The organism is Marinobacter pelagius (assembly GCF_003315345.1).
Taxonomy (GTDB): Bacteria; Pseudomonadota; Gammaproteobacteria; order Pseudomonadales; family Oleiphilaceae; genus Marinobacter; species Marinobacter pelagius_A.
Window position 1 is genome coordinate 54,494 of sequence record NZ_QNRO01000013.1, and the last position, 19,355, is coordinate 73,848.

A 19,355-nucleotide genomic window follows, 5' to 3' on the forward strand; every position below is an offset into this window, starting at 1 on the left:
GGCCACACCCGTTGTGTCACGGTATTTTACATTGGTCACGGGTCAGCCCCGCTCCACCGATCCAGAACGGTGAATCATGTCTCATTTCATGGACTTCCAGCCCTCCGGGAGCTGCCCTGAACGTAATGCCGCCCGAGCACGCGGTATTCAGCGCTACCGCCCCGATCTGCCGATAGCGTGCAACCACGTCGGGGTGCGGGTGACCATAACGGTGCCGGTAGCCGGCGGTATAGATGACATGATCCGGCGCCAGGGAATTGACCCAGGCAGAAGAAGACGAGGTTTTGCTGCCATGATGGGGCGCCAGCACAACCCGATGCAGAGAAGGATCTGAGGCAGACCCCAGGGTTTCCAGGAAACTGGCCTCAACCGCATCGGTGATATCCCCCGGCAGAATCCACTCCGTCGCCTTGTGCCGGACCACCAGAACACAGGAGGCATCGTTACCGGCCACATCACCGGGATTCCGCCAGAAAGCCAGCTCCAGCGCTCCGAGTCTGGTCCTCTTCTGCTGACAACTTTCAACAGGCACCCGGGCCGGCACTTCCGGCCCCTCAAGCGTCTCTGGTTCGCCGGCAATCACCCGCCCTACCGGCAGACTGCGGAGCAACAGACCCACACCGCCGGCATGATCACTGTCACTGTGACTGATCACCAATTGGTCTATTTGCCGGACACCGAGGTCCTTCAGGTTCGGCAGGACCGTTGATTCCATCGCTGAAAACACCCCCGGTACCGCCGGGCCGGTATCGTAGAGCAGCACTTCCCGGCGATGGCGCACCAGCACCGAAAGCCCCTGGCCGACATCCAGGATACGCACCTCCGGCACAGGCACATACCGGTTCACCGGACCACCGCTGACGTAACCCGACCCGGGCCACAACCACAGAACGACCGCACTGAACACCAGCGCGGGAAACCACGGCAGGGGTAGACGCAAGGCCAGCAATCCGGATGTGGCCACCAGCAACAGTGGCAGGGTTGCCGACGAAAGCACCGGCACCTGCCAATTGGAAAGGCCGACCAATAACCACCAGAGCCCCGCCAGCACAGCATCCATCAACGGGACCACCAAGTCCACCAGCGCCGGCACGAGAGCGACCACCATGCCCCCAATGATGATGACCGGCATCACAATCACCGAAACCCAGGGGATGGCTATCAGGTTGGCTACCAGTCCGGCAACCGGCTGGCCCTGACCGAATTGGGCAAGCACGGGCCAGAGCCCGATAAAAACGGCCATCTGGGCCAGGACCAGCCCAGTATGCCAACCAACGGCTCCCAGCCTTCCGGAGAAGGTCACGAGCAGGATGGCAACCGCCGAGAATGAAAGCCAGAACCCCTGATCCAGCGGGGCAAAGGGGTCCAGAAACAGAACAGTCGCGAAGGCCAGAGCCACAGACCTCCATGGCGAGGTCTCCCTGCCACCTATCAGAGCCCAGGTGGCAATCATCACCATGATCAATGCCCTGCGTGTCGGTACCGTGAACCCGGATGCCAGGGCATAAGCCAGACAGCAGACGCCAACCAGGGTAAAGACGCCCCAGCGTAAAGAGGCCTCGGAGAACCGGTGCCCGGGAAAGGCCAGCAAGGCCCGACGGGCCACAAAACCCGCGCCAAGGGCCACCAGCCCCAGGTGCAGGCCCGATATGGCCACCAGATGGATGGTCCCGGTTGCCTTGAGCACTTCCCAGTGAGACGACTCCATGGCACCACGGTTGCCGATCATCAGGGATGCGATCAACGGGTAGTGACTGGCGCTGGAAAATCGGCCTTCCACCCAGCGTGCAAGGGACTGGTGGGCAGCGGTGTAACGGCAGTGCAGGTTGCAAGGCAGGGTTAGAGTGGGCTCCGCCGACCGGACACTACCGGTGGCGCGATAGCCTTTGCGGAACAGCCAGTCCTCGTACCTGAATCCCGAGGGATTGAGTGTCCCGTGGGGTCGTCTCAGGACCACTGTCAGGGTCAGACGATGGTGTGCCAGCGTTTGTGCCTCACCGCCATACCAGCTCAATCGCAGCCGCTCTGGCAGCCCCGATTCAGACCTCCGGGGCCAGTCGGTAATGCAAAAGCTGAAGCGCAGGCTGTTGAAACTGCCGGCCGCCGGGATATCGCAGACATAGCCCTCGACTGCCAGGGGAATCCGCTCCAGATCCGGCGGCAGACGCTGACTCAACTTGTGCCCGGCCTGCCATCCGCCCCATGCCAGACCGGCTGTCAGGGCGGCAACCACCAGCGCCGGCTTCCGTAGCGCCGGAGACTTCGCCACCAGCACACTGTAAAAAGCTGTCACAAGGGCCGCCACCAGCCACCACGACACTGGTAACACCGACAAGCGATAAAGTAAGATAACGCCGCACGAGAAAGCTATGGCGCAGAGAAACGCCACGCCGTGCGATTGCGGCTTATACGGCTGTTCAGAGCTGGTATGACTCGCGGACAATCCTTGTCCTCCTGATATTTATTCTCCGGCAACATCCCTTTTGCCGGTGCAATCACACGCTTACAGGCAGAACTTCCTATGCCAAAGAAGTTCATGAAACGATATCTGCCGTCACCGGAACGGGTGCAGTCCATGAAATCACTGCACTTTCTGGGCGATATCCTTCATGAACCGAACCTCTGGCACATCAATCGCCACAGCGTCGCCAGAGCCTTTCTCATCGGCATCTGGTTCTGCTTCATTCCCATGCCGTTCCAGATGGTGGCGGCCGCGCTGTTTGCCATCTGGTTCAACGCCAACCTTCCCCTGTCAGTGGCGCTGGTGTGGATCAGTAACCCGGTCACCATGCCACCCATGTTCTACTTCAACTACAAGGTCGGGGCGTGGATCCTGAACCGGCCGGTACTGGCCTTTGAATTCGAACTCTCCTGGCCCTGGATCAGCGAACGGCTCGTGGATATCGGGATCCCCCTGTATCTGGGCTCACTGATCTGCGCCACCGTCTTTGCCTGCCTTTCCTACCTCGTCATCCAGTATCTCTGGCGCCGGAAAATCCGCTCGGACTGGCGGGAGAGACGGCTGGCGCGGCGCAAACGCCGCCGCACCGCCAATCAGGCTTCCTGAAGCAGACGCCCCTGTTCCAGCCGCATCACCCGCCCCAGGCTCCGGGCCATCCGCATGTCGTGGGTTACCATGACAAAGGCAATGCCGGACTGGTCACGCAGGGTTTCAATCAGCGCCTGAACGCCCTCACCAGTGTGTTCATCCAGGTTACCGGTGGGCTCGTCCATCAACACGCATTCAGGTTCGTTCACCAGGGCGCGGGCAATGGCCACGCGCTGGCGCTCGCCCCCGGACAACTCGCCGGGCTTGTGGGTCAGACGGGCGCCGAGGCCGACCTTCTCCAGCAGCGAGGCTGCCTTGTCACGGGCTGCCTTGACCGGAAGCCCGCCAAGAGCACAGGGCATCATGACATTCTCCAGGGCGGTGAATTCCGGCAGCAGGTGGTGGAACTGGTACACAAAACCGAGATGCCGGTTCCGGAACCGCGCCCTGCCCGCCTCCGACATGCGATGAATATCCTCACCACAGATGTGGATGTGCCCCGAGGATGGCTTGTCGAGCCCACCCAGCAGGTTCAGCAACGTGGTTTTGCCTGCACCGCTACTGCCGACAATCGCGACGGTCTCACTGGCCCCGACCTGCAGGGAGATATCGGAAAAAATTGTGAGCTTTTCCGGACCCTCGTTGTAGGTGCGGGTAACGCGGCGGCAGTCAATGACCGGTGTTTTATCGTTCATGGGAGCTTTTGCCTCACTCATACCGCAGTGCCTCCGCCGGATCGATCCGGGATGCCCGCCAGGCCGGATAGATGGTTGCCAGCAGGCTCATCGCCAGCCCGGCACCGCTGATGATCATTACGTCCTCCATCCGGAGCTGGGACGGCAGATAGCTGATGAAATAGACGTCAGCACTCAGGAACTGGTGCCCGAGGACTTTTTCCAGCCAGGAGATAAACGCGCTGATATTCAAGGCCCCCAGCACGCCCAGCGTGGTCCCCACCAGGGTCCCGAACACTCCGATCACTGCACCCTGAACGATAAAGATCCGCATGATCCGCCCCGGGGTCGCCCCCATGGTCCGGAGAATGGCGATATCGGCGGTCTTGTCGGTAACTACCATGACCAGCGTCGAAACAATGTTGAACGCCGCTACCGCCACGATGAACATGAGCAGCAGGCCGATCATGGTCTTCTCCATACGGATGGCCTGGAACAGGTTGCCGTGGGTCCGGGTCCAGTCGGAAATGTAGTAACGACCGTCCAGAAGCCGCGCCGCCTCCTCCGCCACTTTCGGGGCGGCGAACAGGTCATCCACCAGCAGGCGCACGCCCTGGGCTTTGCCGCCCGTACGCATCAGCTTGGCAGCATCGTCCATGTGCACGAGCGTGTAGTTACCATCAAGTTCCGCACCCACGCTGAAAATACCCTTGACGGTAAAGCGCTTGAGACGGGGCAGAACGCCGGCCGGAGTCACGGAGGCCTCGGGCAGCACGACCGTCAGCCTGTCCCCTACCTTGAGGCGAAGACTCGCGGCCATGGTCCGGCCCACGATGATGCCAAACTCACCGGACACCAGGTCCTCCAGGTCGCCCTCGATCATGTGGTTTTCAATAATGGAAACCGTGCGTTCCTGTTCCGGAAGGATGCCATTGAGCATCACGCCCCGAACGTCGCCGCCTCCGGTCACCATCCCCTGCCCCTGGATAAATGGCGCGGCGGCCAGCACTCTCGGGTGTTCCTCCACACGGGCGTCGACTGCCTCCCAATCGGGCAGCGGGCCGGCACCCTGAATGACCGCATGGGGCACCATGCCCAGGATCCGTTGCTTGAGTTCGCGATCAAAGCCGTTCATCACCGACAACACAATGATCAGAACGGCGACACCAAGCATCAGACCGATCATGGAGGTCAATGAGATAAACGAGATGAAATGATTGCGGCGCTTGGCTGCGGTGTACCGCAAACCGATATAGAAAGATAAGGGTCGGAACATGTAGGAGTGCTGCTCTGTTAGAATCCCTGAATGGCAAGCTCGGCGTGGTCGAGCGCATTATGGCCCTTGTCGAAAATAGGTTGCAACCGGACCTCCCGCACCCTGCATGTGAAAGCCTTGGCAAAAATTTCGGGCCCAAACAGTATAAACTGGGGGAAAGCGGGTGACTTTTGCTAGTCTTTTTCGGATATTACGTTTTATCCATGTCCTTTCGGAGCACCCCGCAAGGACCAGAGCTGTAGCGTCAATGGAGAGCCATCAATGAGAAACAACAAAACCCTGTTCGGTGTACTGGCCCTGACGGCCGCCCTGTCGTTGGCACCGGCCAGCGGTGTCCTGGCTGAAGAACTTCGAACTCCGGTAGGCAGCCAGGCCGACCGCAACCAGGGAAACTATCCGAAAACGGGGCTGTCCCAGTCCTCGGTTCGAGCAAAGTGGGGCAACCCGCTGGAAGTTCGTGGCCCCGTTGGCGAGCCTCCCATTACGCGGTGGCATTACCAGGATTTCGTCGTCTATTTCGAAAAGGATCTCGTGCTTCATACGGTACTGAAACGCCAGACCGGACGATAACAAAAATACACCGCCAACCGGCCGGTTTTCACGGCGACTGTCCTGACGCCGGGCCGGTCCTTGGTTAGAATGGCGGCTTTTGCGAGTTAAGGTAGCTTCAACAGTGACTTCAAGACGCGTGTTGCCCGCCGAGTGGGCACCTCAAAGTGCCGTAATGCTGACCTGGCCCCACCCCGGTACTGATTGGGCTGCCCGCCTCGAAGAGGTGGAGCCCGTCTTTGAGGCCATTGCCCGGGCGGTGCTGCGCTTCGAGCATCTGGTCATCAGTTGCGAACATGTTTTCCGCCTCCAGGAACTGGGCGACAACCTTAACCGGTACGCGGAGGAAAACCGTCTGCCCGGCCGGGTCGTCACCGTTCCGGCGCCAGCCAACGACACCTGGGCCCGGGACCACGGCCCAATCACGGTTCAGGCGGAAGAAGGTCCTGAGCTGCTCGACTTCCGCTTCAATGCCTGGGGTGGCAAATTTCCCTGGGAAAAGGATGATGCCCTGAACCGGCACCTGGCCAATGCCGGTGTGTTTGGCACATCACCACTCAAGCCGGTGGATTTCGTGCTTGAGGGTGGCTCCATCGAATCGGATGGCCAGGGCACGATCCTGACAACCAGCGAGTGCCTGCTCACACCGAGTCGCAACCCGAGCCTCGATCGCACCGCCATTGAACACCTGTTGACCGAAATTCTTGGCAGCGACCGGGTACTCTGGCTGAATCATGGCTACCTGGCCGGCGATGACACCGACAGTCATATCGATACCCTGGCCCGCTTCTGCGCTCCCGACCACATCTGCTACGTGACCTGCCCGGATGTTTCGGACGAGCACTACAGCGCCCTGGCAGCCATGGAGGAGGAGCTGCGGGAATTCCGGCAGGAAAATGGCCAACCCTACCGGCTCACTGCCCTGCCCTGGCCCGACCCGGTTTACGACGAGGATGGCGAGCGCCTGCCGGCCACCTACGCAAATTTCCTGATCATCAACGGTGCGGTTTTGCTGCCAGTATACGGGGTTACCCAGGACGACGAGGCCATCAAGATCATGCAGGGCATTTTTCCGGACCGGGAAATCATCCCCATTGACTGCCGGCCACTGGTTTACCAGCACGGCAGTCTGCATTGCGTCACCATGCAAATCCCCGCAGGAGTGGTTAATACATGAGCAAGGCCCGCGACAGTCACGAACTTCGCATCGCAGCAATCCAGCAAGCCTGCAGTGAGGACAAGGCGGCCAGCCTGGCCACCAGCGAAAAACTGATTCGTGAAGCGGCAAGCCAGGGCGCAGAGCTGATTGTCCTGCAGGAACTCCACGCCACCCTGTATTTCTGTCAGACCGAAGATACCTCGGTGTTCGAACTCGCCGAGCCGATCCCCGGGCCAACCAGCGACCGATTGTCCGCACTGGCGCGGGAGCTGGGCGTGGTCGTCGTGGGTTCGATTTTCGAGCGGCGCATGAACGGCGTTTACCACAACACTGCCGTGGTGTTCGAACGGGATGGCGAGATTGCCGGGATCTACCGGAAGATGCACATTCCCGATGATCCGGGCTTCTACGAGAAATTCTATTTCACCCCCGGTGATGCCCAGTTCAACGACGGCCGCAATGGCTTCACGCCCATCGACACATCGGTCGGCAGGCTCGGCGTGCTGGTGTGCTGGGATCAGTGGTACCCCGAGGCTGCCCGCCTCATGGCCCTCGCCGGCGCCGAGATCCTGATCTACCCCACCGCCATCGGCTGGGATGTCACCGACGATCCGGACGAGCAGGCCCGCCAGCTGGAAGCCTGGGTGACAGTCCAACGCGGGCACGCCGTCGCCAACAACCTTCCGGTAGTGGCACCGAACCGGGTGGGCACCGAACCTGACCCTTCCGGTCAGTCCGATGGCATCCGCTTCTGGGGTAACAGCTTTATCTGCGGGCCCCAGGGAGAATTCCTCGCCCGCGCCGATGACGACAACGAATGCATACTCTCTGTCACTCTCGACCGAACCCGCACTGAATCGGTTCGACGGATCTGGCCGTATCTCAGGGACCGTCGTATCGATGCCTATGGCGACATTCTGAAGCGGGTGAGGGACTGAGGACCGGATGAAAAAACTGGTAGACAGCGTTGTTGATGAACTGAACAGCATTCTCCTGGGCAAGGACCGGCAAGTACGCCTTGCCCTGTGCGGCCTGCTGGCCCGGGGCCATCTGCTGATCGAAGACATTCCCGGCATGGGCAAAACCACCCTGTCCCATGCCCTGGCGAAGGTGATGGGGCTGAGTTACCAGCGCATCCAGTTCACCAACGATCTGTTGCCCGCCGATGTACTCGGCTACTCCATGTATGACAAGGCCGCGGGCACCCTGGTCTTCCATCCCGGCCCCATCTTCGCCCAGGTGGTCCTGGCGGATGAGATCAACCGGGCCTCCCCGAGAACCCAGAGTGCCCTGCTCGAAGCCATGGAAGAACGGCAGGTATCCATCGAGGGCGAGACCCGCCCGCTGCCGGAGCCGTTCTTCGTGATTGCCACCCAGAACCCCATCGAACAGGGCGGCACGTTTCCGCTGCCCGAATCCCAACTGGACCGGTTCCTGATGCGTCTGAGACTAGGCTATCCGGACCCGCGCGCCGAGCGGGAGCTGCTCGAGGGCGAGGACCGTCGCGCCATGACGGAGCGACTGGGCACCCTGCTCTCTGCCGAGAACCTCCGGACCCTGCAGGACGGCGTCGCCCGGGTCACCGCCAGCCCGGCGCTGCTGGATTACGTGCAACGGCTTCTGGAGCAGAGCCGGCGCATGCCGGGCCTGCTCTACGGCCTTTCACCCCGGGCTGGCCTTGGCCTGCTCCGGGCATCCAAGGCCTGGGCGATGATGGAGGGGCGCCACCATGTCCTGCCCGACGATATCCAGGCCGTCTTCCCGGCCGTCGCGGAGCACCGGCTCGAGCAAGGCGAATCAGGCAAGAGCGCCGAGCGGGTCCGGCAATTGCTGGCGACGGTCTCGGTACTTGAATAAAAACCGTCTGACCTCATAGTATTCATTTTCAAACATCAGTGAGAGACATTCATGAGCGACACCCAACACTCCCGACTGATCATTCTCGGCTCAGGTCCTGCCGGCTATACCGCAGCAGTCTACGCGGCCCGCGCCAACCTGAACCCGACGCTGATTACCGGCATTGAAGTCGGCGGCCAGCTCACCACCACGACCGACGTCGACAACTGGCCCGGGGACAACGATGGGGTTCAGGGTCCGGAGCTCATGCAGCGCATGCAGAAGCATGCCGAGCGGTTCGAGACCAGCATCGTATACGACACCATCAACGAGGCTGACCTGCGCAACCGTCCGTTCCGGCTCAAGGGCGACGGTGGCGAATACACCTGTGATGCGCTGATCATTGCCACCGGGGCCTCCGCCATGTACCTGGGGCTGGAATCCGAAGAGAAGTTCAAGGGCCAGGGTGTTTCCGCCTGCGCCACCTGTGACGGCTTCTTCTACCGCAAGCAGAAAGTTGCGGTGATTGGCGGTGGCAATACCGCGGTCGAGGAAGCCCTCTACCTGTCCAACATTGCCGACGAAGTGACCCTGGTGCACCGTCGCGACAGCCTGCGGGCGGAGAAGATCCTGCAGGACAAACTGTTCGAGAAGGCGGAGAACGGCAACGTCAACATCATCTGGGACCACACCCTGGACGAGGTGCTCGGCGATGCCACCGGTGTAACCGGCATGCGCATCAAGAGCACCAAGGACGACTCGACGCAGGACATCGAGCTTGCCGGCGTGTTCATCGCCATCGGCCACAAACCCAACACCAGCCTGTTCGAAGGTCAGCTGGACATGGACAATGGCTACATCCGTATCCGTTCCGGCCTCGAAGGCATGGCGACCCAGTCCAGTATTCCGGGCGTATTCGCCGCCGGCGATGTGGCCGACCACGTCTACCGCCAGGCAGTAACCTCTGCCGGTTTCGGCTGCATGGCAGCACTGGACGCCGAGAAGTTCCTGGACCAGCAGGACTGAGCCGGACCGGAATGACTGGAGCAGGATGACCACTCTCCCCTGGCTGGAACCGGACCACCTGTGGTTCCCACCCGCCGAGGAGGCCCTGGATGACCCGGATGGTCTCCTGGCCCTCGGCGGTGATCTTTCCACCGACCGGCTGGTGCTCGCCTACCGGAACGGTATTTTCCCCTGGTATAGCGACGACCAGCCGATCCTGTGGTGGTCCCCGGACCCCCGCTGTGTGCTGTTCCCACCCGACATCCACATTTCCCGGAGCCTGCGGCGAACGCTGAACCAGAGACGATTCCACGTTACCGCTGACCGGGCTTTCAGTCGGATCATCCGGCTGTGTGGCTCCACCCGTGCCGAAGGCACCTGGATTACCGACGACATGGTGGCAGCCTATACCGAGCTACATCGGCGGGGCATTGCCCATTCCATTGAAATCTGGAACCGCAACAACGAGCTGGCCGGCGGAATGTACGGGGTTGCACTCGGTCGCTGCTTCTTTGGCGAATCCATGTTTTCCCTGGAAACCAACGCGTCGAAGGTGCTGATGGTGCACCTGGCGAACCAGCTGAGGCTTTGGGGCTACCGGATGATGGATTGCCAGGTGGAGAGCGGCCACCTGCTGACCATGGGTGCCCGGAGCATTCCCAGGGCGGAGTTTTTATCTATACTCAGGGCATGTGTTGATCAGAAACCGGACCAGTCCGACTGGACCTTCACCTGGGAATGGCGTGGACCGGAGGTGTAAATGAGTAACCTCAGAACGCTGGTATTTTTTGCGACTCCACCCCATGACTGCAGTTACCTGCCAGATCGGGAGGCAACCACGATGTTTGTCGACCCGAGGGCCAATATCGACAAGAAACTGTACAGTCAGTTGACCGCCCTGGGTTTCCGTCGCAGCGGCTCCCATTACTACCGGCCCCATTGCGAGCACTGCAATGCCTGTATCCCCGTTCGTCTGAAGACAGAGGAGTTCCAGCCGGACCGGAGCCAGCGCCGGGTGATGAAAAAGAACGCGGACCTTGATTGTGACATGGTGCCCGCCCGGTTCACCGAGGAGTACTACACGCTCTATGCCCGGTATATCAATGAGCGGCACAGCGACGGCGATATGTATCCCCCGTCCCGGGAGCAGTTCAGCTCATTCCTGGTGGAAGGCGCCACGGATTCCTGGTTCCTGGAGATGCGCCTGGAGGGCAAACTGGTGGGGCTTGCGGCCGTGGATGTGCTCGATGACGGCCTGTCGGCCATCTACACGGTGTTTGCCACGGAACTGGAGCACCGCAGCCCGGGAACCTTTGCCATCCTTTGGCAGATCGAAGAGGCCAGACGCCAGGGCCTGCCACATCTGTACCTGGGTTACTGGATCAAGGAATGCCGGAAAATGAACTACAAGACCCGTTTCCAGCCTATTGAGGCTCTGCGCGATGGCCACTGGCGGACGATGGATGACAACTGACTTTGCCAAATGACGACAAATCAGGCAGAATTGCGCAATTTAAAATCACGAGAAGCATATTCAAAGAGAGGTTTCTACTGAATGGCGAAATCAGATGTCATTGAAATGGAAGGCGTCATCATCGACACCCTTCCCAACACCATGTTCCGCGTTGAGCTGAGCAACGGTCACGTTGTGACTGCTCACATTTCCGGCAAGATGCGCAAGAACTACATCCGCATCCTGACTGGCGACAAGGTCAAGGTTGAGCTGACCCCCTATGACCTGAGCAAGGGCCGCATTGTTTACCGCGCCCGTTAATATGCCTCAGTGACATCTGAAAAACCCCGCCACGGCGGGGTTTTTTGTTGCCTGCGATATAAAAAAGCCGCTGCACAAGGCAGCGGCTTCGCCGGATGGGCCGGAATCAGACGGCTTCCGCGGGTTCGTCCTCGTACTCGAACTCGAGCTCGTCTCCCTTGAGATGGATGAAGACCTCACCGCCGTGATCTGAGAGCCGACCAAAGAGGATCTGCTCCGCCAGCGGCCGCTTGATCTTGTCCTGGATCAGGCGGGACATCGGGCGCGCACCCATGGTGACGTCGTAACCGCGTTCCGCAAGCCAGGCCTTGGCGTCCTCATCCACATGCAGAACCACATGCTTCTCGTCCAGCTGCGCCTGCAGTTCGGTGAGGAACTTGTCGACCACGTGGGTGATGGTCTCCTTCTGGAGATCACGGAACTGGATGATGCCATCAAGGCGGTTACGGAATTCCGGTGTGAAAGTCTTGGTGATCACCTCCATGCCATCGGTGCTGTGATCCTGCTCGCTGAAGCCGATGGAACGACGGGCCATGCTCTCGGCACCGGCGTTGGTGGTCATCACCAGAATCACGTGGCGGAAGTCCGCCTTGCGGCCGTTGTTGTCAGTCAGGGTACCATGGTCCATCACCTGCAACAGCAGGTTGAAGACCTCGGGATGCGCCTTCTCGATCTCGTCAAGCAGCAACACGCAGTGCGGATGCTTGTTGACGGCCTCGGTCAGCAGACCACCCTGGTCGTACCCGACGTAGCCCGGCGGTGCACCAATCAGGCGTGACACTGTATGCCGCTCCATGTACTCGGACATGTCGAAGCGCACCAGCTCGATGCCCAGCACCTTCGCCAGTTGCTTGGTCACCTCGGTCTTGCCCACCCCGGTGGGGCCGGCAAACAGGAACCCGCCCTCCGGCTTCTCCGGTGCCTTCAGGCCGGCGCGGGCAAGCTTGATGGCCGTCGCCAGGGATTCGATAGCCGGGTCCTGCCCGAACACCACCATCTTCAGATCCCGCTCCAGGTTGCGGAGCAGATCCTTGTCGCTGGTGGACACATTCTTCGGCGGAATCCGCGCGATATTAGCCACCACGTCCTCGATTTCCGAGACGTCGACAGTCTTCTTGCGCTTGTTTTCCGGCAGCATACGCTGGCGGGCACCCGCCTCGTCGATTACATCGATGGCCTTGTCCGGCAAGTGGCGATCGGTAATGTAGCGATCCGCCAGTTCCGCCGCTACCCGCAGGGCCTTGTCCGTGTACTTCAGATCATGGTGCTTCTCGAAGTTGGGCTTGAGGCCTTTGAGGATCTGGTAGGTATCCTCGACGCTCGGCTCGTTGACATCGATCTTCTGGAAACGACGAGCCAACGCGCTGTCCTTCTCGAAGATGCCCCGGAACTCCTGATAGGTAGTGGAACCGATACAGCGGATCTCACCGGAGCTGAGCATCGGCTTGAGCAGGTTGGACGCATCCATCACCCCGCCGGACGCGGATCCCGCACCGATGATGGTATGGATCTCGTCGATGAACAGGATCGCATGCTGCTGTTTCTTCAGCTCGCTCAGCAGACCTTTCAGGCGCTTCTCGAAGTCACCCCGGTACTTGGTACCGGCCAGCAACGCGCCCATATCCAGGGAGTAGACCACCGCATCAGAGATGATGTCCGGCACCTGACCGTCCACGATCCGCTTGGCCAGGCCTTCGGCGATGGCGGTCTTGCCGACGCCGGCCTCACCCACCAGCAGCGGGTTGTTCTTGCGGCGACGGGCCAGGATCTGGACCACCCGCTCGACTTCGTGCTCACGGCCGATCAGCGGGTCGATACGACCCTGACGGGCCTGCTCGTTCAGGTTCGTGGCATAGCTTTCCAGCGGCTTGGACTGGGAGCCCTCTTCACCTGCCTCCTCGTGGGAAGCCTGGTCATGCCCTTCCTGATCCTCGGCACCCTGAACCCGGGAGATGCCATGGGAAACGAAATTGACCACGTCGATGCGGGCAATGCTCTGCTTCTTCAGCACATACACCGCCTGGCTTTCCTGCTCGCTGAAGATGGCGACCAGGACATTCGCACCGGTCACCTCCTTCTTGCCAGAGGACTGGACGTGGAAAACAGCCCGCTGCAGCACGCGCTGGAAGCCCAGCGTGGGCTGGGTTTCACGTTCGCTGTCGTTACTGGGAATCAGTGGTGTGGTGGAATCGACGAATTCCACCAGTTCTTCCTCGAGGCGCTTGAGGTCAGCACCACAGGCTTTGAGGACGCCCACCGCCGATTCATTATCAAGCAGAGCCAACAGTAAATGCTCGACGGTCATGAATTCATGACGCTTGTCCCGGGCATTTTTGAAGGCCGTATTCAGCGTAATTTCAAGATCTTTGCTCAGCATGGGCCACCCCAACGTCTGTCAGTCCGCACGTTCAATCTCGCAAAGGAGCGGATGTTCGCATTCCGAGGAATACTGGTTCACCTGTGCTGCCTTTGTTTCTGCGATGTCTCGGGTATATACCCCACATACGGCTTTTCCCTGCGTATGGACGAGCAGCATCACCTGCGTCGCCTTCTCCTCGTTCATTCCGAAGAACTTCATCAATACATCCACCACGAAGTCCATGGGGGTGTAGTCATCGTTCAGAAGCACGACCCGGTAACGCGCCGGGCGCTTCAGAGCAGGCTTTTCGGGCGCAACACTGAGGTCGTCCTGTCGGCCTGGCTGATCGTCCTCCCCCTGATTCAATACTAGTAGAGAATTGTCGATAGTCCGCATGTTTCTTTACCGGTTTACTCGGTGTCCTCGGGTTAAATGTGGTTGTCCGGGGACGGGTTTTCAAGCGGCCCGAGTCCCCGAGCGTGAGATATTTATCAATACGGGGATGATACAGCTTCCGGACCGCGTTAAACCACACATAACCTCGATAGAAACTATTGACTACGGGCGCTGATTGGTCGACAGTTAAGGAGCATTGTAAAATAATGTAAATGTATGCGATGCAAACGTAACCGAGCGCACAAACAAGCAACAGGATCCCGGCGGAGTTCCGGGATTCCGGGTGTAACGAATAATAAGAACTGACAGCAAAAGAACAGGGGAGTTCATCATGCCAAGAGGCAAGGTCAAGTGGTTCAACAATGCCAAGGGCTACGGATTCATCGTCGAGGATGGCTGCAGTGACGACCTGTTTGCCCACTTTTCCTCGGTTCAGATGGACGGCTACAAGACACTGAAAGCCGGTCAGGCCGTCACCTTTGACAAGAAACCCAGTGACAAGGGAGTTCACGCAGTCAACATCGTGCCCGAGGAGATGCCTTCCCGGCAGTCCCAGGCACCTTCCGGTAGCAGCGAAAAGAAGTCCGACCCCCGCGACGAGGGCCGTGGAGACTACCCCCCGCGGGCAGTAAACGCCTGAGGCGGCAAGCTGTTTCCCCATACCTGCCTGACAGGCAGGTATGAACCGGATGGCTGGCGCCAGCGCCAGCCGGGCTGTTGAAGAACCGGGATCGATACGGCGGGCGGCTGACGCGCCGGCCCGCTCAGGTGTTTATTGCCCAGACCCCTGTTGCCAAATTCCCGGATTCGGGTACCCTGCAGGCCTCCATCCCGTCCAATCAGCAACCCACGATACGCATTGCAGGCATGGCCGAACTCGTTCTGTTCAACAAACCTTTCCAGGTTCTCTGCCAGTTCACCGACCGACGCAACGACCCGGGCCAGTCTCCCCGCCAGACCCTGGCTGACTGGATTCCGCTTGAGAACGTCTACCCGGCCGGTCGTCTCGATTTTGATTCCGAGGGCCTCTTGCTGCTCACCGGTGATGGCTCCCTGCAGCACCGGATCGCCTCCCCTTCGCTGAAAATGCCCAAAACCTATTGGGTCCAGGTGGAAGGCGACATCACCGACGCAGCCCTGTCCCAGCTTGCAGCCGGGGTCGAACTCAAGGACGGCAAGACCCGCCCCGCCCGGGCAACGCGTATGAAGAACCCTCGGGTGTGGCCCCGCGTGCCACCGGTCCGGCGCCGGGAGTCCGTACCCACCAGCTGGATCGAGCTGACCATTACCGAAGGCAAGAATCGACAGGTCAGGCGCATGACCGCTGCTGTCGGCTTTCCCACACTGCGCCTGATCCGCTACCGTATCGGGGACTGGACACTGGACAACCTGGCCCCGGGCGAATACCGCACCCTGGCCGTGCACATGCCGGCCACAAAGCAACCGGCCAAACACCGACCCAGCAGGAGACGCTCCCGATCATGACCTGGACACCCCACGCAACCGTTGCCGTTATTGTCGAAGATGACCGCGGGCGCTTTCTCATGGTCGAGGAGGTCAGCGGCGGGCAGGTGGTCTTCAACCAGCCCGCCGGGCACGTCGAGGAAGATGAAGCCATCCTCGATGCCGTACGCCGGGAAACCCTCGAGGAAACCGGCTGGCAGGTTGAACCCCGCCATTTTCTCGGGGTATACACCTACAAGGCGCCCGCCAACGGCGTCACCTATTATCGCTTCTGCTACGCGGCAGAGGCGGTTCGCCATCACTCTTCCGAGCTCGACGATGGCATCATCGCCGCCCACTGGCTTGACCTTGACGACATTCGCCAACTCGGGGACAAGCTGCGCAGCCCCCTGGTGCTCCAGTGCATAGAAGATTACCGAAATGGCCGCCGTTACCCGCTTGACGTCATCGTCGATGCGCAGACGTGATTCCGCGGAAATGTTAGAATCGACTGTTTTAGCGGCAACAGGGCTGACATGAGCACAACACCCCATACCAAGTCTCCGGAATCCACCCGTGTCATCGTCGGCATGTCCGGCGGCGTCGATTCTTCCGTGGCTGCCTGGCTTCTGAAACAGCAGGGGTACCAGGTCGAGGGCCTGTTCATGAAGAACTGGGACGAAGACGACGGCACCGAATACTGTACCGCCATGACCGACCTGGCAGACGCCCAGGCCGTGGCCGATGACATCGGAATCAAGCTGCACACCGCAAGCTTCGCGGCAGAATACTGGGACCGCGTGTTCGAACACTTCCTGTCCGAGTACAAGGCCGGGCGCACCCCCAACCCGGACATCCTGTGCAACAAGGAAGTGAAGTTCCGGGCCTTCCTCGACTATGCCATCACCCTGGGCGCGGATTACATTGCCACCGGGCACTATGCCCGCCAGCGCCCGCTCGAGGACGGCTCCGGCAGGGCCCTGCTGCTGAAAGGTCTCGATCCCAACAAGGACCAGAGCTATTTTCTCCATGCGGTTTCCGGCGAGCGGATCGCCCGCACCCTGTTCCCGGTCGGCGAACTGGAAAAACCCGAGGTACGGCGGATTGCCGAGGAACAGGGTTTTGTCACCCATGACAAGAAGGATTCCACCGGCATCTGTTTCATCGGCGAGCGCAAGTTCCGGGACTTCCTGAAACAGTATCTGCCGGCCCAGCCGGGTGATATCGAAACCCCGGACGGCCAGGTCATCGGCCGGCACCAGGGTCTGATGTATCACACCATCGGCCAGCGCCAGGGCCTGGGAATCGGCGGTCTCAGCGAGTTCGGAGACGAACCCTGGTACGTAGCCGACAAGGATCTGACACGCAACGTATTGATTGCTGTCCAGGGCAAACACCATCCCCTGCTTTTTTCACGGGGTCTGGTCTCGGGCCCGATCGACTGGGTGGCCGGCGAGCCACCGGCCAGGCAATTCCGCTGCAAGGCCAAGACCCGCTATCGTCAGCCGGATCAGGACTGCGAGGTAACTGTGCTGGAAAGTGGCGTGAAGGTTGTCTTTGACGATGCCCAGCGTGCGGTTACTCCCGGTCAGTCCGTGGTCTTCTACGATGGCGAAATCTGCCTTGGCGGCGGCGTGATCGAGGAAACCTGGCGTGATGACGAGCCCCTGCCCGAGCGCCTCCAGAGTACGGAACAGAAGGAAGCCAGCGCATGAGCCGGTCCCTGCATGATCAGACCCTCGCGCTGGCCGGTGTGTTCCAGGCGGCCAACCTGGTGCAGCAGATCGCCCACAACGGTCAGTGCAACCCGGCATCCCTGGAGACCTGCATCCGTTCGCTGTTTGCCACCGACCCGGCCTCAACCCTGGACGTCTATGGCGGCGAGCTGTCCGACATCCGGGAGGGCCTCGTTACCCTTTCCACGGTCATGAGCCAGCAAAGCAAGCAGCGGGATATCGAGGTGCTCAAATACGTGCTCAACCTGATCCACCTGGAGTCCAAGCTGAACCGCCGTTCCGACATGCTGGACGTGATCGGCAGCCGGATCGACCAGGCCCGCCATACCGCCAGCCATTTCGGCTATACCCACGCCAACCTGATCGGCAACCTGGCCTCCATCTACGCCGACACCATCAGTACCTTCCGGCAGCGCATCCAGGTCACCGGTGACCCCACGGTGCTGCAGCGTGAAGAGAACGCCGACAAGGTACGGGCGCTCCTGCTGGCCGGTATCCGCTCAGCCGTGCTCTGGCGCCAGTGCGGCGGGCGCCGCTGGCAGCTGATCTTCTCCCGGCGCAAGGTTATCCACCATGCCCGGGAACTGGCCGAGAAGGCACGCCAGCCGCTGTAACGGCATAGCCGGGATTAACGCTGATTCAGAGGGCCCGCTGGTGTATCATTGGCACCCCTGTTTCCCAGTTTGTTTCGATTCTTTGATCACTTGAGAGGTTTTCGATGGAACTCACCGCCCTGACCGCCATTTCCCCGGTCGATGGACGCTATGGCAGCAAAGTCAGCGTATTCCGCAGCATCTTCAGCGAGTATGGCCTGATCCGTAACCGGGTAACCGTCGAAATCCGCTGGCTTCAGAAGCTGGCCGCGCACCCGGAGATCACCGAAGTGCCTGCGTTCTCCGCCGAAGCCACCAGCTTCCTCGACAAGCTGGTCAGCGAATTCAGCCTGGAAGACGCCGAGCGCATCAAGGAAATCGAACGTACCACGAACCACGACGTCAAGGCGGTCGAGTACTTCATCAAGGAAAAGATTGCCGGGGTTCCCGAGCTGCATGCGGTCACCGAGTTTGTGCACTTTGCCTGCACCTCCGAGGACATCAACAACCTCTCCCATGCCCTGATGCTGCGTGAAGGCCTGGATCACGGCCTGTTGCCGGCGATGGACCGGGTGGTCGACAAACTGGCGGAACTGGCGAAGGAACACGCGGACCAGCCCATGCTGTCCCGGACCCACGGCCAGACCGCCTCCCCCACCACCGTGGGCAAGGAACTGGCCAACGTGGTGTACCGCCTGCGCCGCCAGCTGATGCAGATCCGCGAAGTGGAAATCATGGGCAAAATCAACGGCGCCGTGGGTAACTACAACGCCCACATGTCCGCCTACCCGAACGTGGACTGGGCCGCCAACGCTGAAGAGTTCGTCGAGAGCCTGGGCCTGGACTGGAACCCGTACACCACCCAGATCGAGCCCCACGACTACATTGCCGAGCTGTACGATGCCATTGCCCGGTTCAACACCATCCTGATCGACCTCGACCGGGATGTCTGGGGCTATATCTCTCTGGGTTACTTCAAGCAGAGAACAGTGGAAGGCGAAGTGGGCTCCTCAACCATGCCGCACAAGGTCAACCCCATCGACTTCGAGAACTCCGAGGGCAACCTGGGTATTGCCAACGCCCTGTTCGATCACCTGGCGGCGAAGCTGCCGATCTCCCGCTGGCAGCGGGATTTGACCGATTCAACCGTGCTGCGCAACCTCGGCGTCGGCTTCGGCCACAGCCTGATTGCCTACGAAGCGACCCTCAAGGGTCTGGGCAAACTGGAAATCAACCCGGCCCGCCTGGACGAGGATCTGGACCACGCCTGGGAAGTCCTGGCCGAGCCGATCCAGACCGTCATGCGCCGCTACAACATCGAAAAGCCCTATGAAAAGCTCAAGGCTTTGACCCGGGGCAAGGCGATGACTCCGGAAGTGATCAAGAATTTCGTGGAAACCCTCGACATTCCGGACGCCGCCAAGGCAGAGTTGATGGCCCTCACACCGGGCAACTACATTGGCAATGCCAGAGAGCAGGCGCGCAACATCTGATAGCGGGAGCACA

At 60.4% G+C, this 19,355-nt stretch carries 20 protein-coding genes; 15 read left to right on the forward strand and 5 right to left on the reverse strand.

All coding sequences use genetic code 11. From position 1 onward, the window contains the following. Positions 1–16: 16 nt before the first annotated feature. A complete protein-coding gene (locus DET50_RS12240) occupies positions 17–2,320 on the reverse strand; it encodes a DNA internalization-related competence protein ComEC/Rec2 (protein ID WP_258546122.1) in 2,304 nt (767 codons plus the stop codon). Positions 2,321–2,521: 201 nt separating this feature from the next. Here DET50_RS12240 and DET50_RS12245 point away from each other — a divergent pair, with 201 nt between their 5' ends. Then, positions 2,522–3,067, forward strand: a complete 546-nt coding sequence (locus DET50_RS12245; RefSeq protein WP_113863130.1) for a DUF2062 domain-containing protein — start codon at positions 2,522–2,524, stop codon at positions 3,065–3,067. On the opposite strand, the gene DET50_RS12250 is transcribed toward DET50_RS12245, so the two are convergent. Then, positions 3,055–3,765, reverse strand: a complete 711-nt coding sequence (locus DET50_RS12250) for an ABC transporter ATP-binding protein (RefSeq protein ID WP_181799983.1) — start codon at positions 3,763–3,765, stop codon at positions 3,055–3,057. The genes DET50_RS12245 and DET50_RS12250 overlap by 13 nt on opposite strands. Continuing rightward, the gene (locus tag DET50_RS12255) at positions 3,758–4,999 is read right to left on the reverse strand and encodes a lipoprotein-releasing ABC transporter permease subunit (RefSeq protein WP_113863131.1); all 1,242 of its coding nucleotides are present in this window, start codon (positions 4,997–4,999) and stop codon (positions 3,758–3,760) included. The genes DET50_RS12250 and DET50_RS12255 overlap by 8 nt, the downstream gene beginning before the upstream one ends. 261 nt (positions 5,000–5,260) lie before the next feature. Here DET50_RS12255 and DET50_RS12260 point away from each other — a divergent pair, with 261 nt between their 5' ends. The 8 genes from DET50_RS12260 to infA all read left to right on the forward strand — a co-directional run bounded on the left by DET50_RS12260 (position 5,261) and on the right by infA (position 11,322). Next, positions 5,261–5,569: a hypothetical protein gene (locus DET50_RS12260; RefSeq protein WP_113863132.1), complete on the forward strand. Its 309-nt coding sequence runs from the start codon at positions 5,261–5,263 to the stop codon at positions 5,567–5,569. A gap of 103 nt (positions 5,570–5,672) precedes the next feature. Further along, positions 5,673–6,725, forward strand: a complete 1,053-nt coding sequence (locus DET50_RS12265) for an agmatine deiminase family protein (protein ID WP_113863133.1) — start codon at positions 5,673–5,675, stop codon at positions 6,723–6,725. Beyond that, positions 6,722–7,645 (forward strand): carbon-nitrogen hydrolase, encoded by a 924-nt coding sequence (locus tag DET50_RS12270; protein WP_113863134.1) that lies wholly within the window; start codon positions 6,722–6,724, stop codon positions 7,643–7,645. The genes DET50_RS12265 and DET50_RS12270 overlap by 4 nt, the downstream gene beginning before the upstream one ends. Positions 7,646–7,652: 7 nt before the next feature. Beyond that, a complete protein-coding gene (locus DET50_RS12275; RefSeq protein WP_113863135.1) occupies positions 7,653–8,564 on the forward strand; it encodes an AAA family ATPase in 912 nt (303 codons plus the stop codon). A 51-nt stretch (positions 8,565–8,615) separates the two neighbouring features. Continuing rightward, positions 8,616–9,569: a thioredoxin-disulfide reductase gene (gene trxB, locus DET50_RS12280; RefSeq protein WP_091999898.1), complete on the forward strand. Its 954-nt coding sequence runs from the start codon at positions 8,616–8,618 to the stop codon at positions 9,567–9,569. Between the two features lie 25 nt (positions 9,570–9,594). After that, on the forward strand, positions 9,595–10,308 hold the full coding sequence (gene aat, locus DET50_RS12285; protein WP_113863136.1) for a leucyl/phenylalanyl-tRNA--protein transferase: 714 nt from the start codon (positions 9,595–9,597) through the stop codon (positions 10,306–10,308). Then, positions 10,309–11,022, forward strand: coding sequence for an arginyltransferase (locus DET50_RS12290; RefSeq protein ID WP_113863137.1), 714 nt, complete (start codon positions 10,309–10,311; stop codon positions 11,020–11,022). An 81-nt stretch (positions 11,023–11,103) separates the two neighbouring features. Then, entirely contained in the window at positions 11,104–11,322 is a 219-nt protein-coding gene (gene infA, locus DET50_RS12295) for a translation initiation factor IF-1 (RefSeq protein ID WP_014421226.1), read from the forward strand. A gap of 106 nt (positions 11,323–11,428) precedes the next feature. Here infA and clpA read toward each other — a convergent pair whose 3' ends face one another. Both clpA and clpS read right to left on the reverse strand, forming a co-directional pair. Continuing rightward, a complete protein-coding gene (gene clpA, locus DET50_RS12300; protein ID WP_113863138.1) occupies positions 11,429–13,699 on the reverse strand; it encodes an ATP-dependent Clp protease ATP-binding subunit ClpA in 2,271 nt (756 codons plus the stop codon). 18 nt (positions 13,700–13,717) lie between these two features. After that, positions 13,718–14,077, reverse strand: a complete 360-nt coding sequence (gene clpS / locus DET50_RS12305) for an ATP-dependent Clp protease adapter ClpS (protein ID WP_091999910.1) — start codon at positions 14,075–14,077, stop codon at positions 13,718–13,720. A 331-nt stretch (positions 14,078–14,408) separates the two neighbouring features. Between clpS and DET50_RS19745 the strand changes: the two genes are divergently transcribed. The 6 genes from DET50_RS19745 (at position 14,409) to purB (ending at position 19,342) form a co-directional block, all read left to right on the forward strand. Then, positions 14,409–14,717 carry a cold shock domain-containing protein gene (locus tag DET50_RS19745; RefSeq protein WP_113863139.1) on the forward strand — a complete coding sequence of 103 codons (309 nt, stop codon included), beginning with the start codon at positions 14,409–14,411 and terminating at the stop codon, positions 14,715–14,717. Positions 14,718–14,944: 227 nt separating this feature from the next. Beyond that, positions 14,945–15,562: a pseudouridine synthase gene (locus DET50_RS12315; RefSeq protein WP_113863193.1), complete on the forward strand. Its 618-nt coding sequence runs from the start codon at positions 14,945–14,947 to the stop codon at positions 15,560–15,562. Next, positions 15,559–16,008 carry an NUDIX hydrolase gene (locus DET50_RS12320; RefSeq protein WP_113863140.1) on the forward strand — a complete coding sequence of 150 codons (450 nt, stop codon included), beginning with the start codon at positions 15,559–15,561 and terminating at the stop codon, positions 16,006–16,008. The genes DET50_RS12315 and DET50_RS12320 overlap by 4 nt, the downstream gene beginning before the upstream one ends. A gap of 48 nt (positions 16,009–16,056) precedes the next feature. Next, entirely contained in the window at positions 16,057–17,235 is a 1,179-nt protein-coding gene (gene mnmA, locus DET50_RS12325) for a tRNA 2-thiouridine(34) synthase MnmA (protein WP_113863141.1), read from the forward strand. Then, positions 17,232–17,870: a high frequency lysogenization protein HflD gene (gene hflD, locus DET50_RS12330; RefSeq protein ID WP_113863142.1), complete on the forward strand. Its 639-nt coding sequence runs from the start codon at positions 17,232–17,234 to the stop codon at positions 17,868–17,870. The genes mnmA and hflD overlap by 4 nt, the downstream gene beginning before the upstream one ends. A 104-nt stretch (positions 17,871–17,974) precedes the next feature. Then, positions 17,975–19,342 (forward strand): adenylosuccinate lyase, encoded by a 1,368-nt coding sequence (gene purB / locus DET50_RS12335; protein ID WP_113863143.1) that lies wholly within the window; start codon positions 17,975–17,977, stop codon positions 19,340–19,342. Positions 19,343–19,355: the final 13 nt, after the last annotated feature.